General features: G+C 42.3%; 10 protein-coding genes. 1 reads left to right on the top strand and 9 read right to left on the bottom strand.

All coding sequences use genetic code 11. The features are described from left to right. The first annotated feature begins 48 nt into the window (after nt 1–48). Nucleotides 49–2559, top strand: coding sequence for a tetratricopeptide repeat protein (locus IPM52_02155; protein MBK9290426.1), 2511 nt, complete (start codon nt 49–51; stop codon nt 2557–2559). Between the two features lie 206 nt (nt 2560–2765). Here the strand turns inward: IPM52_02155 and IPM52_02160 are convergent, their stop codons facing one another. From IPM52_02160 to IPM52_02200, 9 genes are all read right to left on the bottom strand, one after another. Next, nucleotides 2766–2999, bottom strand: a complete 234-nt coding sequence (locus tag IPM52_02160) for a hypothetical protein (protein ID MBK9290427.1) — start codon at nt 2997–2999, stop codon at nt 2766–2768. Between the two features lie 285 nt (nt 3000–3284). Beyond that, complete coding sequence (locus tag IPM52_02165) at nt 3285–6437, bottom strand: metallophosphoesterase (GenBank protein ID MBK9290428.1); 3153 nt, start codon at nt 6435–6437, stop codon at nt 3285–3287. Between the two features lie 12 nt (nt 6438–6449). Further along, nucleotides 6450–7610, bottom strand: coding sequence for a restriction endonuclease subunit S (locus IPM52_02170; GenBank protein ID MBK9290429.1), 1161 nt, complete (start codon nt 7608–7610; stop codon nt 6450–6452). Beyond that, entirely contained in the window at nt 7607–9175 is a 1569-nt protein-coding gene (locus tag IPM52_02175; GenBank protein MBK9290430.1) for an N-6 DNA methylase, read from the bottom strand. The genes IPM52_02170 and IPM52_02175 overlap by 4 nt, the downstream gene beginning before the upstream one ends. Nucleotides 9176–9310: 135 nt before the next feature. Further along, on the bottom strand, nt 9311–9772 hold the full coding sequence (gene tnpA / locus IPM52_02180) for an IS200/IS605 family transposase (GenBank protein MBK9290431.1): 462 nt from the start codon (nt 9770–9772) through the stop codon (nt 9311–9313). Then, a complete protein-coding gene (locus IPM52_02185; protein MBK9290432.1) occupies nt 9772–12561 on the bottom strand; it encodes a DEAD/DEAH box helicase family protein in 2790 nt (929 codons plus the stop codon). The genes tnpA and IPM52_02185 overlap by 1 nt, the downstream gene beginning before the upstream one ends. A 1192-nt stretch (nt 12562–13753) precedes the next feature. Beyond that, entirely contained in the window at nt 13754–14821 is a 1068-nt protein-coding gene (rsgA, locus tag IPM52_02190) for a ribosome small subunit-dependent GTPase A (GenBank protein ID MBK9290433.1), read from the bottom strand. A gap of 6 nt (nt 14822–14827) precedes the next feature. After that, a complete protein-coding gene (locus tag IPM52_02195; protein MBK9290434.1) occupies nt 14828–15439 on the bottom strand; it encodes an N-acetyltransferase in 612 nt (203 codons plus the stop codon). Nucleotides 15440–15499: 60 nt separating this feature from the next. Further along, nucleotides 15500–16264, bottom strand: coding sequence for a response regulator transcription factor (locus IPM52_02200; protein ID MBK9290435.1), 765 nt, complete (start codon nt 16262–16264; stop codon nt 15500–15502). Between the last annotated feature and the right edge of the window lie 10 nt (nt 16265–16274).

The following is a 16274-nucleotide window of genomic DNA, read 5'->3' on the forward strand; positions in this document are numbered from 1 at the left end:
GGTGTTTTTCGGCTTCGCCGTAACACAGCAAATGCTAATTTTGCCCTGATGACAGGCAAGAAACTACTTTCGGGCATCCTGCCGGCGTGCTTACTCATGTGCTTTGCGCTGACCGGAAACAGCCAGCAGCTCAGGCATGTGTTCCAATACCAGATCAATTCCAGGACCAATGCCCAGCATCAGCTGCGGGGCAATCAGGCTGTGCTCAGCGCCCTGGCAGCCTCGGGAGACAAAGACGTGCAGGACCTGGAGCTCAGATACAGGCTCAGCCTCGAAGCCACACTCAGCCAGGCCGGCAACGACTTCTACGAATGGAAGGTGCAGCTTATCCCCGAATTCACCGGTGGCGATGCAACATACCGCCAGTTTGACCTGAGCAGGGTGCTCGTGCCCGACCGTTGCAGGTTGCAGGCCGACGGAAGGGTGTATGCCAACGTGCAGGGTTCCGACGAAACAAGCCTCGGAAGCGCCTTCAGGCTCCGCCTGCCAGGCCATACCAGGCACCCTGTTTTTTCGGTGGACTATCTGTCGTTCTCCGGTCAGCGACGCGACGAAATCATCCAGCATATCGGCAATGTCAATCAATACTGGGCTTCTGTGAAACTGCTCGACAGCCTGCTCCTGCATGCCGAACGCGGAGAAGCCGACCTGAGGGCAGGATTTGCCGGCTTGTTTGCTGCACGCGACAAACTGCGCAAAGCCATACTCAACGCCAGACAATCGCTCGAGAAGTCTTATCAGTACGGCGCCAACGACCCGGCAGACCTTCAACAGCGCCTCCATGCAGCCGAACGCTTCATGACCCGCTACAAGACCCTGCTTCAGGACTACCGCGACCCCCGCGATAAAAATGCACGCCTGATCGCACGAGCCATCGGCCAGGCACAGACCACCTACCTGCGTGCCTCCATCAAAGGCGATTATCGCGATAACGAGCTGATGCTGAGCATGTCGCGCCTTTGGCCCGACGACCAGCTGCTGGCACAGTTCGAACGCATGGGCTCCGACGAAAGCGAGATGCCCGGCACCCAGGCCCTCTTTGCCGAGGAAGTTCGCCTGGCCGACTCGCTGCTCGCAAAATCGGACTATGCCTTTGCTCTCAACTTTTACGAAGATGCACTCAGCTGGGCAAAGCTGAGCGGACTGCAGGTGAATGCCCCCTCGCTGAACGAAAAAATGGATGCTGCACGGCTTGGTCTGCTCCGCTCACACCTGCATATTGCCGCCAGGGCAGTGGCCACAGGAAATATGCAACTGGCCGAAAACTACCGCGACAAGGCCGCACAATATGCCACCGTGCGCAAATCGGAACAGCTTGCACAACAACTGCCCCGTCAGAGCGACGACCTGGTGAAAGCCTACATCCGCCAGGCTCAGCAACTCACCGACCAAAAACGTTACCAGGAAGCCATACGCATGTATGAACAGGCCGCCGCCGCTGCCCGCGACTTTTATAACATCGAGCATGAGCTGGCCATCACCGAAGGGCTTTTCCGGACACACCGCATGGTCTATATGGACCTGGTGAAAGAAGCCGAAGAGCTGCACAATGCCGGCCGTACCGAAGATGCCCGCAGGAGACTTCAGCAGGCGCTGGCCTACCGTGCCGACCATCCGGAATACCTGCGCACCTCGATGGAAGCCGTACAGCTGCAACAAAAAATAGGACAGGGCAGCGCCATACCCCTCCCGCCCACCAACGAACGCCGCACCTTTCCGCAAACATCGGCACAAACACAGGCCGCACAGGAAGCCAAACGCGAAATCCTGCGCCGCATCCCTGAGGTGCAACTCAAAGCCTGGACCAACGACCTGCCCGAAGCCTGGCGCATGTACGACGAACTGCTCCAGCTTCAAAAAACACACCTGCTCGACAACGATGCCGAGCTGCGCAAGGCCTTTGTCGAACTCGACGAGCGCCTTATCGAACGCATCTGCCTCAACCACAGGCTGAACATCCAGGAATGGACGCAGAAAGCCCGTCAGGACCTTCAACGCGGCATCCTGAGCGGGGTGGAAAAGATGCTCACCGATGCCGTGGAAGTGGCCAACAGCAACCGCGGCTGCAAACTCGATGCCACCGAAGCCCAGCAAATGCTCGAACGCCTTGCGCCCGTCTTCGCCTACCAGCGCGAATACCAGCAGGTGCTCGACGCCATCGCCACACGGGGCATCAGGGAAGCTGCACCTTTATATATTACTTTCGACCGCAGTGTGGCCGCTTCCAATGCCGAACGCTTCGGAATCAGGCACCAGAATTTCGACAGCTTTGTCCGCAGCCAGAACAGCCTGCAGGTGCTCCTTCAGGCGGCTGAATATTACCTGGAACAAATGAACGACGAGGCCCTGCTGGGACTCATCGCCTTGCTGCCGGAATACCAGTTTCGCCGCGATGAGGTGATGCCCTTGCTGCAACGTGCCGCCACCCTGTTTGCCGTTGCCGACCGTACCAAAGGCGTGGGACGCAACGGCATGGCCATCAGCGACCTGGCCCGCACCGACCAGCGACTACTCCCCCTGCAAAAAGCCTACCGCCAGGCCATCAGGCAGTTAAGGTGAGGGATGAAAACCACTCCTCCCGATTGCCGACCAAGCTCCATGCCGATAAAAACAAGCTGTTCACTGACTCACATGAGGATATAAAGCACGCATCTGTGATGTATTCTTTTCCAGCTGCATGACAACACATTGAAGTAGAGTGGTTTGGTAGGCTCAGTCAGACCCTCGAGAAGATTCAAGGCCGCCCGTCCAACCAAATGTACAAACTACTCCCAATAAAAAATCCTAAATAACAAGCAACACGCTCGTGGCCGAAGGGTTACGTTCAACTGCACAAAGGCTCCTGTTGCCTGCTCCTTTGAACGATACTTATTTACCCAGTAACGAAATGTGTAAAGCTTCATCCCATTTGCCATTGCAAACGACCTTTGACTTTGACCGCTTTGCTCCCACTGCTCAACCAACAAAAACATTTTGTCTTTGCGCTCTTTACGAATCATATCCCAAAAATTTTAAGCGCAAATATCTGCAACCCAACCCCATCCTAAAATATGCTCATGGCTGAAGGGTTACACAAGTTTAACCATCCAGTTAGGATCTGCAATAAACTGCCCGATTGCATGTCTGTCGTGGGTTATGAGGATGCAAAAAAATCAAACCACCGAAGGGTGGGAGAAAAAATAATTGAATTTATTCTTGGGTAGGTGAAAAGCATACTCTTTTGCAAGCTTTGGTTTGTGTCAGGGCTTGTGCGGATTGCTAATGTGCTTACACCTGTGCGTTGGCTATTTTTTATCATGTTTCTTTCTGTCTGCTTCAAGTCTTAATTGGCTTTCAATTGGTATTCCTAAAAATGCACAAATTCTTTGTCTATCTCTAAAGTCAACTGGGTGTCTGTGTAGGTGATTAACTACCATTCTTTTCAGCAAGTAATAAGACAATGGATGTTTCTCAACATAATCTTTCAATGTTTGCATATCTCTGTCGGGGAAACCTGAAACTTGGTCGAGTTTAATTAAGAAATTAATTAACCTAACAGAGGCAAAATCAAATTCACTCTGAACCATTTGATATTTGTCCATTAATTTACTTGTGCCAACAGAATCAGAAATCTTCTTAACAAAAGTGTATGAGATTTGAGTGCAAAGTGAAAACAAAAGTTGTCTAGCAATTTTCTCTACCTTTTCTTTTTCAACTTCTCTTTTTTCTCCATCTGTTCGATTTTCATTCCGTTTTTCTTCAATCTTTGAAATTATTTCTTGTAGTTGATTTATTATAAAGTCAGTGTTGTCGTTTAATACGGAGAAAAATACATTCAATGTCCTTAGTCCAAGGGTGTATGTTTCTTTAAGTAGTTGATATTTCACAGGACCAGTCAGTGAGCCACTTGGATTGTTCTTTAAAATTTGTCCTATTATTTCAATCAGTTTAAAACTCAAATTCAATTTTGAAACAATATCAATTTCGCTAACATCTTCATCTAAATCCCATGTTGGTTTATCTTCTGTTTCTTTTTGCTGCAACTCTAAAGAATCTTGCTTTGAATTTTCTTCGTTTCGAACTTCTTCAACAGATTTTGATTTAAGATACAGTTTTGGCAATTCAGTAACTAATTCATGTAAATGAGAAATGTCGTTTTCAAGTTTACAAGGATTCAGTTCTTTAAAAATGTCACTTGCATTCTTTATCAATTCAGTAATTATAAATTCATCACTACTAAAGTGAATTAAAAACATGAGAATGTTTGCAAACTCTGTTCTGTAAAGTCGTTGACATAATTTTGAAATTACTTCTCTGGTTTCTTTCTTGGCGATGTTTTTAGCCAAGTATTGAGCCTTAAAATAGTAATAGGTATATTGGTATTTAAACTCAATTGTATCTCCAAAGGAATTTAAGACACCCACCTTAAAAAGCGTTTCAATTGTTTTATCTGCCGTCATTGAAGCAGGCAAATCCATTTTTGTAAATTGACTTATATCCTTATGAAAGGTGTCAAATTCATTGCGAGAAATGATTGTTGTCTTTTTATCAAAGAAAAAGTTTGCTAATTCAGCACAATAACTTTGATAAGTGTTTAGCTCAGATTGTTCTCTGATATTGTCTGTAAGCGATTTTAATATTAATAGTTGATAGTAGTTTCCGTATGAACTTACTTGCAAATCATGAGGATTAGTTGACTCTAATGCTTGCAAAAGAATTAAAAGGAAAATTGGATAATTGGGGACAATTCTTTGACCCATCGCAATGCTAATTGAACGCATTGCATTGTCAATTTTCTTATAAGTTTCCTCGTCTGTTACAAAATCCTCTCTCCCCAATGTATACCAACGATGAATAAGTTTAGAACGCATCGAGTGATTGAATTCGAGAATCTCGTATTGATGAAAATCTGAAAACAAATCGCCAGGAGTTTCTTCATCTGCAATTATTTCTTCAATTGCCACTAATTCGTTACCGATAAAAAGTAAATTTTTGTAGTAGCTACAAATGCTTTTAATAAAGCGGCCTTTTGCCTTTTGATTTTTAAGTGGATTCTTATCAAAATCATCTATTAAAATAAAGACATTTGAAATATCTTCCTGCTTAAAATCTTCTAAAGCATCTGTTCCATATTGATTGATAAACTCTTTTTCAACGAGTTTTTTGAAATCGTCAAGCCCCGAATTTTTTATGCTTTTACCATCAATTATTATTGGCACATAATTTTTTTGGTAAAGTGTTTTAAATACTGTTCTTAGAAGTGATGTCTTGCCAATATTCTCACCTCCAAATAACAAGTATTTTGAGTTAGGTTTAATATTCCTGATAACACTTTCGGCATTTTCAAGAAGGATTGAAATGTTTTCTTCGCTACTTTCTTTCGTGTTAAAGTATCGGAGTGTCGGATAAACATAAATATCACCTAGTTTAATATCTGATTTGTATGGGTGCCTGAATTTGCCACCAACGTCATTTAAAACTTCTGAAAACTCACGAGTAACATTGTATTTAGATTTGAGTTTTATTTTGCCTCTTTTGTAATTTACCCATTCAGCATCACTTGCAGACAATTCATATTTATCTTCATTCCAAAAGAACGTGTCAATTTTAAATGATTGTGTAGATAGGTCGAAGCCTATTAGATGAAATTCGCTCTCAAAGATGTTGCCTGAATCCTGCAAAACAGAACCTTCAATATGATAGACAGTATTTTCTTCAAGGTCATCAATCATTTCTTTTGATGCCGTATGTTCATGCCCTGTCAAATAAAAATCGGCAGTTTTATGAATATGAGTTGCAAATTCTCTCCTGTTTGTAGGATTTAACCAATGAAATGGGTGATGGAATAAACTGATAACTAAATCTGCTTTAGCATTGAATACTGTTTCAGGAAAAAGCGTAGTTGAATAAAACATTTTCCCGTTCTGTTCATGTATTTCAGACATATAGGCGGTATTGTAACAATGAAATACAATTCGTTTCTCGCCATAGTCGAAAGGATAAACAGAAAGTAATGGATGGTCGTAAGCAGGTTTTACAGTTTCTTGAATTGAATCTCTAAAAGAAAAGTAGTTTTTCTGAACTTCAACGCATTGATTAATAACCGAATCATCAATCGCAGAGTCACCGAGGCGTTGTATGATGGTTAATTGATTTTGTCTTGCTTTTGTGTCAATGCCAAAATCACAATCATGATTTCCGGCTATTGTAAGTATCTGAATTTTCTTCTTACTATATTCTTCAAGTTTTGCTTTAAGGCCTTTTAGGAAATTTGCACCAACCTCATATTCCTTTTCTTTGCCCGAAAATGCAATGTCGCCAGTTACTACAAGAAATATTCCCTCATATTCTAATGTAGTATTCCTAATCGCTTCAAACAGTTTTTCTTCTTTTTTGAGAACAGAATTTTCACCTTCTTTAAAGTGAATATCCGATAATTGAATTAGTAATATTTTCATTTGAATATTTTTCTATGATGTTATTGAATTGTTTTGTTTTACACTCAACTCCCCCCTAAACGCCTTTTGGCTTAAACTGCCATACAATTTCTCCAACTCCTGCAAGCTTTGTTGGTATTGGGTTTTGAGGGATTCTGTTTTTTCTACGATGCGGGCAAATTGGGTTTGGAGTTCGATTGGTGGAATCAGAATTTTTATTCCTTGTAATTCTTGTGCGTTTATATTTGCCATTCCTACAATGCTTTTACACATACCGAGCAATGTTTTTTTACCATGAATAGAATTCAAATAGCCCCATAAAAACCAAGGATTTGCCTTTTCATTCGTCCTAACACGAATTAAGTAACCAGCAATTATCATTTCTGAATCTTCATTGAAGACACCAGTTTTTCCGACTAACTCTTTAGAATTAGTTCGATTGAAAAGTAAATCCCCTTTTCTAACAACATATTTTTCTTTCTCCTTATCGTCAACAATATTGATGTATTTCAACTTTGAATAATCCATGTAACCATCAGGTGTGATATTGTTCATTCTCAGATATGGATACAATCCTTCATCTTCGGCTGGACTGCTTGTGCCATATTTTACTTCGGTAACAACATCTTTTATTTTACCCTTCGTAAATTTCTTTCTGTTTGTTGATGGGTCTCCAAACATTTCCAAAAACGTGCTTTTCAAAAATTCATCCAGCAGGCGGATGCTTTCTTTGCGTTGGGCTATCAGGTTTTCGGCTTTGCTTAATATGTTGGCGATGTGGAGTTGGTCGTCAATTTCTAAATCAGGAACTTCAAGTTGTTCCAATGACTTCCTGTTTATGTGCATGATGGTTGAACCAGTAGCTTTCCGCTTTAGATATTCTGATTTGGTTTGCAGAAAACGATAAATGAAAAAAGGTGAAAACTGTTTTTTGTTTTTCACTTTCAATTTTACCATAGTGCTTCCTACATAACCACTTTTGCCAATACCCATTTGCCCAACAGAACCGTCCCAAACCAATATAATATCATCTTCTTGAGCTAAAACTCCATCTGCATCTAACGTGTAAAGAGGTTTGTTTTCATTTCGGAAATCGTTTGCTTGAAACACACGTATTGCGCCTTCCTGCTTTTCTTCAAGCAATTTGTATTTTCTGCCTTTCTCTATTTGAACTATGTCTTTTAGTAATGTCATCGAATCAATGACTTTAGTTCTTTTAAACCACTTTGAATATACCCTTCAATGCTTTCCAATTTTGCGAAAATCACATTCGGTTTTTCATATACCACTTCTTCATACACTTCCTCTTTGTAGGTGCTCAGGTTTAGGTTGTAGTTGTTTTCTACAATCTCTTTTTTCGGCACCATAAAGTATTTTTGCTTTCGGTCGTTGTCTTTTTTTGGGTCTCTTGCTTTGTATCGGTGCACAATGTCGGGTAAATCGCTTTCTGCAATTTTATTTCGCTTATCGTCTAAGCTGTAGCCGTCTGCTTGCATGTCGTAAAACCATACATGGTCGGTTTCACCGCCTTTGGTAAAAATCAAGATGGCTGTGCTTACACCTGCATAGGGTTTAAATACTCCACTTGGCATAGTAATCACAGCTTTCAGTTCGGCTTTTTCAATAATCAGTTTTCGCACCGCCTCAAATGCTTTTCCGCTGTTTTGTATCACACCGCTTGGCACAATTACGGCAGCCGTTCCGCCCTTTCTCAGCATGTTAAAAATGCGTTCTACAAACAGCAGTTCGGTTTTGGTAGTGGGTATTTTCAGCCCTTCATTAATATCGCTTTTGTCTATGTTTCCTGTAAAAGGCGGATTGGCTAAAACAATATCAAACTGGCTGTCTTCATTGTAGCTTTTGCTCAGGGTATCTTTGTAATCAATTTTAGGTTCATCAATGCCGTGCATCATCATGTTCATCAACCCCAAACGCACCATGGTAGTGTCAATGTCATAACCTACAAAGCTTTTATCTAAAATGTCTTTTACCTCCTGTGTCAGCACGACACTAATGGCGGCACGTTCAAAACCGTCTTCGTCTTTCTGCAACTTGGCAGGGTCTTTTTTTCTTACCAAATCGGTAAGGATGTATTGATAAGCACCCAACAAGAAACCGCCCGTTCCGCAAGCAGGGTCGGCAATGCGTTGCCCCAATTGCGGAGCAACCAATTCAACCATCAGTTTAATAATATGCCGTGGAGTGCGGAACTGTCCGTTTTTACCTGCTGTGGCAATTTCACTCAACAGCATTTCATACACATCACCTTGTATGTCCTGAAAAGCATGTCCGCCTTCGGTGGCATCTCTTTCAATTTCTTTGAATATTTCCTCTATAATGTTGATGGCAGAAACCAGCAAACTGGCTTTGGGCATAATAAAAACAGCGTTTGCCATGTGTTTGGTAAAAGGAGAAGTTCCTCCGTTCAGTTCTTTTAAAAACGGAAACACTTTCATTTGCACATGCATCAGCATTTCGTCTGCGGGCTTGTGTTTAAAAACACTCCAACGCAATTCGTTTTTATCAATGCTTTCGTTGCTGCCCGGAATATTGAATTTGCCCGAAAACCGGGAGACATATTGTTCGCCTGTCCATTCGGCATCCCGTTCCCGTTTGGCTTCCAAATCGTCCAAACGCTTCATAAAAATGAGGTAGGTAATTTGCTCAATGGCGGTTAAAGGGTTGGCAATGCCGCCTTCCCAAAAGTTTTGCCAGAGCTTGTCTATAAGCGATTTAAGCGTTGAATTATTTTGCAGCATAATGTTTTGTATTTAATCCCGAAGGGATTTGATGTTTATAGAAAGCGCCAAAATGGCAAATATGCGACCCCGAAGGGGTCGTATGAATCATGGTCAATTCATTGCTATAAACATGTGAACCCTTCGGGTTCTTGATCATTCTATCCATTTGAACAAATAATCTTCTTTAAATTCTATTTCAAACTTTTTCAAAAAATCAATATACTCCTCTCTGAATGTTTGCTTCTTGTGATGTTCCTTTTGGTTCATAATGTATTTCACTACAGAATCAATTTGCGAATGACTGTAAGAAAAAGCCCCGTAACCCTCCTGCCAATTGAATTTGAATTTTGACAGTTTCTTTTCCTTGATAAACTCCGTTGAGGATTTCTTTATTTCTCTGACTAAATCAGACAGGCAACACGAAGGTTTCATTCCTATAAAGAAATGAATATGGTCGGGCATTCCATTAATGGCCAGCAACTTTTGTTCTTTGTTTCTGATGATTCCTGAAATGTATTTATACAATTCTTCTTCCCACAATGAATTAATCAAGCATTCACGATTCTGAACGGCAAACACGACCTGTACATATATCTGTGAAAATGTTCCCGCCATTAAGCTGCTATTACTTGTTCGGTTAAACTTAAAATTTCGTCAATCTCTTTTTGATTAAAAATGCCTCTGATCCCTTCGGGGTGAAGCATGGTAAAAGGAGATTCAATCAGGTTGCGTTTACTCACATTACCTTTCTCCAAAACGAAATTCTTGAGCAAATCAAGAAATTGAAGCTGTCGGCTGGTGAGGTAGCTGTGTTTGGAAACAAAATCATCAAATGCTTTGGTAACTGTTTCGGCAAATGTTTCCAATTGCTCAATGCCCAAAATGTGTTTGATAAATTGCACCAATACCGCTTTGCGGTGGTTGTAAACCTTACGAAGCAAATCAATGGTAATGTGCGGATACTCGTTTTGCAGTTCTTCTGCCAATTGCTCGGCTTCATCCGTTGTGATTTCTTGCCCTTGTTTAAGTTTTTGTAAAATAGGACTGCTTGAAACTAATTCATTGATTTTCTTTTCTACCAGTTCACGGTATTTTGCCACACTCAACGCTTCGTGTTGAGGACCAAACTCCACAAATTCCTTTTCGGCAACAATGTCTTTCAAATTGAATTTTGCAGGTGCTAAAGGAATTACCGCTTCACGGAACTTCATCAACGGTGAAAGTTTCTGAATTAATTCATCAAACTTGTCTTCGTTGATGGTTTCCCAAAAATGATTGCTTTGTGCTTGTTGAATCAATTCCTGCTCTCTTGCTACAGTGTTGATGCTCAAAGGCAGTTCGCCAATTTCTTCAATGATGCTTTCTTTAAGTGTTTCAAACTTTTCTGTTTCACCAGCCAAATGTGCCAATGAAAGTTCTACCATGTCTTTTTCAAATCGCATGGCTTTGAAATCAACATTTGAAACCGTGCGAAGCAAGGGTTTTACAACGGATTTCAAAAAATCCATTTTGTCTGGTGTGAGGTTGCTCCAGAAGTTATCATCCGCTAGGCGTTGCAATTCATGTTTGGCTTCCATAATCACTACCGAATTTTTCGGCAGTTCTTCCACTTGCTTTCTGATTTTCTGAACCTCTTTGTTCACAATTTCAGCATTGCTTTGTGTTTGGGCTTCTTCAATCTTTTCCAATCGCACGCCAAACAAGCGAACAGGCAAAGGAATTTGTCCTTTCAGTTCTTTACCTCTCGGGTTGAGTTTGAAATATTCAAAGTTGTCCCAACAATCCAGAATCAGGAAATTGTCTTTTTGTGTGCACCAAGGTTTTATTTTTTCAGGTTCGAGTAAACGAGTTCCTCTGCCTATCATTTGCCAAAATTTGGTGTAGCTGTACACAGGTTTTGCGAAAACCAAATTCACCAATTCACGAACATCAATACCCGTGTCGAGCATGTCCACACTAATGGCAATTCGTGGCATGTCATTACTCACAAACTGGTCGAGTAATCCGCCTTTGCCATAAACCCGTGGGTCTTCGCTTACCAATACTTTGGCCAATTCGCCTTTGTATTCGGGATAAAGCGAATCAAAAATTTCTTCTACTCGTCTTGCATGGGCTTTGCTGATGCAAAAGAAAATCGTTTTCCCTGGCAAAACTCCGTTGGCATCTTTGATGCATTCTTCCATGAATTCACGGACAATCAAAGCGTTTGTGCCTCGGTTGATTACTTTCTTTTCAATCTCTGTTCCTTCGTAGTTGATTTCTTCAATTTCCTTTCCTTCCAACATTAGTTTTTGTTGGTCTTCCAAAGAAATTGTCCGCTTGTTTATTCCTTCATCCTGAAACTTGGTTTTAATTTTCATTACCTGAAAATTGCTAAGGAATGGCGGAATGTGATTTACGGCTTCTTCGTATGAATAAGCAAAAGTCGGAACGCCATCTTCACATTCAAACAATTGAAAAGTGTTATGGTCAATTACATCCGTTGGCGTGGCTGTCAAGCCAAGTGTAATGGTATTGAAGTAATCAAGAATTTCCTGATAAGTATTGTAAATACTTCGGTGGCTTTCGTCCACTACAATCAAGTCAAAGAAATGCGGACTCAAACTTTTATCCTCACTTCGAATGATGTTCGACATGGTCGGATAAGTTGAAACATAAATTCGTCTGTCGGTGGCAATTTCTTTTTCGCCTTGTTTTGGCCAGCGTGGTTCGTTGGGCAAATGTTCTTTGAATGCTTCCAAAGTTTGGTCACGAAGGGCAATTCTGTCAACAAGAAATAAAACTCTCTCTGCCCACCCTGCTCTCATTAATGCGTCTACCAAGGCAATGCAAGTTCTTGTCTTGCCCGTTCCTGTCGCCATTACCAACAAGAATTTGCGTTTCCGTTTTTCAACGGCTTCCATTACAGCACGAATAGACTGAATCTGATAGGTTCTCCCAGCAATTTTAGTGTTAATAAGTTCCCCAGTTAATGGCTTTCTCGATTTACGCAAATAGGCATAACGTTCAAGGTCGTCTCGTGTTGGAAAGCCAAATACTTTCTGCGGTGGGTAATTTTCTAAATCCCAAAAGTAAATGTCGTATCCATTTGTATAAAAACAGAAAGGCAATTCAACGCCTTGTGTTTGTTTAATGTTGTAGCAATACTGTTTGGCTTGTTCCCGTCCAAGTGCAGCGTCCACCGAAGTCTTTTTAGCTTCAACAACTGCAAGCGGTTTACCGTCCTTGCCTAACAAAACATAGTCGCTGTATTGGTGTCCAGCGTAAGGAGTTATCGGTTCTTCAACAACGGTCAAGTGAATATCAAATTCCTCAATTACCTGAGTTCGGTCAGTTACATTCCAGCCCGCTTGTTTTAAGCGGTTGTCAATGATTTCTTTCCTTGTCAGTCTCTCGTTTTTCACTTTTATATTCTAAAATTTATAGTTGGTCAAAATACACAAAAAATCCGTTTTGTTGTCCGAATGTTCTGTCAGTGCGTTGGCAAGAAACGGCTCTTTTGGATTTGCTGAAGGGTCGGCTTGTGGGCAGGGCAAAGCCAAATGTGCCGTTTGCGGGCTGGTATAGAATTTCAATATTTTTTGTTCGGTGGGAAAAAAAATAAAACACAAAAGGGTAGGCAATGAGTGTCGGCTTACTCGCTGTCCGTTTGTTGAATCATTTCTATGTATGTGTTCACCTCTCAAAATGGTTTACTTTTTTCTTGTTTATGTCAGTCGTTTAGTTGTTGTCGTGTCGTCTTTTACGCTTGCTGGTAACGATAAGCATTTTATTCATCGTTTCCCTGCAAATATAATCCATAGTTGAAAGAAGTCATATACTTGCTGCGGGTTAAACAGAAAGACTTGGGAAATGATGAATAAAATGAAGTTGGACTAAGCCGCCTGGCTATAGGTTTTCTATGAATGCTTTATTCAGCATGACTGTTTTAGAGATCACTCTAATGTGATGTTCCTCTTTTTCATAGATGTAAAACGATTGATAATCTTGGATTTTTTTGTAGTCAGGGCATAAGCAATCCCATGATGGCCGATGAGCCAATGAGATGATGGAAATTTGTCAATGAACGAAATGGGTAAATGCTTACCTATCCGGGTTTCAACATGCCGGCAACCTCAGCAGGTACAGGTTTTATGATTACTGGTTGGTTGGCAAATGTTAAAACTATATAAAAACCGTTTAAGTCAATAGGTTTAACAAAAAAAATCAGAATGTCTTAACATATTGATAAATAATTACATAGAAATTCTACATCGGGTGCCCTTTTGATATGCTGTTATACAAAGGCCGGTTTTCAGGGGTTTTGGGATGTGTTGGGTCGCTTTGTCGCCAGCATAAGGTGATTGGGAAAGCGTTAGATGCCCGGCTCAGCCCAAAGGTCAGCAGGTGAAGGGAGCTGCTCTGGGGCTGACAACGTCCGCTGAAGTACATGCGAGGTTTTTCGGGATGGTTGGTTACAGGAAAGCGGATGGTCCAGGGTTGGTGCTGTTGCATCCGGCACTATAGTATAAATCATTGTCTATGAATCAAACCAACACCTTGTATTATATGTCAGACTGAGGTGAATGGGGTAGGGCAGGATGGGGGTTCCGGGCATCAGCCATCCAGGTGGTGGTTGCCTTTTTTGTAGTTTTTTTTCATCTTGCCAAAGGCCTTGTCTTTCATGCGGCGGGTTTCGGCTGTGGCTTCATGATGGGCTCTTTCCCTCTCCAGGCGGAGGTAGTTGTCGAGGGTGCCCTGGTCAATTTCGCCGGCTTCGACAGCTTGAAGCACTGCGCAACCCTTCATGGAGGTATGCCTGCAATCGCTGAATCTGCATTGCTGCGCAAGACTTATAATGCGGTCGAATGTGGTTTCAAGGCCGCTGGCGGTATCCGCTATTCCCACTTCCCGCATGCCTGGGTTGTCCACGAGTATTCCGCCACTTTCGAGCACCATCAGTTCCCTGTGGGTGGTAATGTGGCGTCCTTTGTTGGTGATCCCGCTGATCAGACCTGTTTTCATCAGATTTCTGCCGGCAAGATTGTTCATCAATGTCGATTTACCGACACCCGAAGAACCAAGCATGCAATATGTTTTTCCCTTTTTTATCATATTGTTAAGTATCACATAGCCTTCCCGGGTTGAGTTGCTGATTGCGATTACCAGAATTTCAGGAATTCTTGCTTTGATGAGGTTTTGCAGCTCTTCAAGCTGTTGCGCGCCAATGAGGTCGGTTTTGCTGAGCACGATAATCGGTAGCACATTGGATGCGTGGCAAATTGTAAGGTATCTTTCGAGTCTGTTTATACTGAAATCCCTGTCCACGGCCTGCATTAAAAAGGCAAAATCGATGTTTGCCGCAATAAGCTGAATCTCTCCGGTCTGGCCAGCGGCCTGACGTTTGATGAGGGAGAATCTTGGAAATATTTCATGAATAATCGCCGGCCCGGAATCGAAGGTTGTTAAGGCTACCCAGTCGCCCACGGCCGGAAAGTCTTCGCGGCTAAGCGCTGTGAACCTCATGTTTCCGGTAATTTCGGCTTCGTATTCGCCTGATGCGGTTCTTACCTTGTATCTTTCCTTATGTTCTGCAACTACCCTACCTACTTCAAAGTTGCTTAAATGGTGTTCGATTCTGAATGCTTCGAACTTATTATTGTATCCTAATTCTTCCGGGGTCATTTGTTTCTAATGCGTTATTTCGATTTTAGGTTTTCCCTTTTCTTTTGGTGGGAAATATGTTTCAAACTCATTGAGTTCTTCTTCATTGATTTCGAATGCTTTATCTTCGTAAAACCTGCCCTTTACCGTTCGGAAAGCATCCGCATTTAGTTCCAGTGCCATAAACGGTTCGAAGTTGAGTCCGTCTTTTGTTGTGATGCCGTATGCCTGTGCATTTACAAATCCAAATCGCCGGTAATATGCCGGATGCCCGAACAGTATCATTCCGGCAAAGCCTGATGATCTGGCAATTGAGATTGAGTCGGTTAACAGTTTTCCTCCTATTCCTTTGTTCTGCCATTCGGGAAGCACCGAAACAGGCCCCACGCACAGCACTTCATGCTCATGGCCCATATTGTCGATAACCTTTGCTCTGGTGGTAATGCTGTGTCCGACGATTCCCTGCTCCGCAATTGCTACAAGGTCGAGTTTGGGGATATAGCTATCACTCTTTCTGAGTTTGTATAAAACAAGGTGTTCGTCGCATCCGGGTTTGAACAGATTCCAGAAAGTTTCTCTGGTGAGGTGCAATGTGGTTTCAAATTCTGCGGCTTTTGTTTGCCTGATTTCTATCTTCATTAGGGGTGATTTTACTTTCAGATTTATTGTTTGATGCTCCAGGCGTTTTGGCGGTCATATTTACATATTGAGCCATTCGCGAAAGCTGGCTGCACGGTCGGTGCTTACGATGGTGTCGAAATCATCTTCCGGTTTTGGTGCAAGTATGAGTTTAATTCTGCCTCTGGAGTAGGCATGCATGCTTTGGATTGATTTCAGGGCGATGATAAACTTTCTGTTGATTCTGAAGAATTTATCAGGGTTCAGCAGGCTTTCAAGTTTGTCGAGGGTATAGTCAAGGGTAAATGTTGAGCCATCTGTCAACCGGGTATACACTGCGTTTTCGTGTGCAAAACAATAGGCGATATCGCTAACCTCGATCACCTTGATTTTTGATCCAATGGTTACGGAAAAGCGGTCGCGGTATTTTTTTTCATCGGCCGAAAGCAGATTTTTAATGGATTGAAGGTTGATTACCGGACGATTGTTGCTGCTGAACACCTCATATTTCTTTAAGGCAGCTGCAAGTTCCTCGTGTACAATGGGTTTAAGCAGGTAATCGATACTTTTAAGCTTGAAGGCCCTGATGGCATATTCGTCAAAAGCTGTGGTGAAGATGATCGGACAGGAGATATCAACTTGTTCGAAAATGGCAAAACTAAGGTCGTCTTCGAGGTGGATATCGAGAAATATCAGATCGGGTTCGGGGTTGTTTCTGAACCATTTCACCGAATCGCTCACCGATTCAAGTTCGGCGACTACACGAATCTCCGGATTAAATTCGTTGATCATGTTTTTCAGGCGGAGTGCTGCAAAGGCCTCATCTTCAATTATTACGACTTTCATTGTGGAATTA

The sequence above is a fragment of the Bacteroidota bacterium genome, assembly GCA_016715945.1.
Taxonomy (GTDB): Bacteria; Bacteroidota; Bacteroidia; order Bacteroidales; family F082; genus JALNZU01.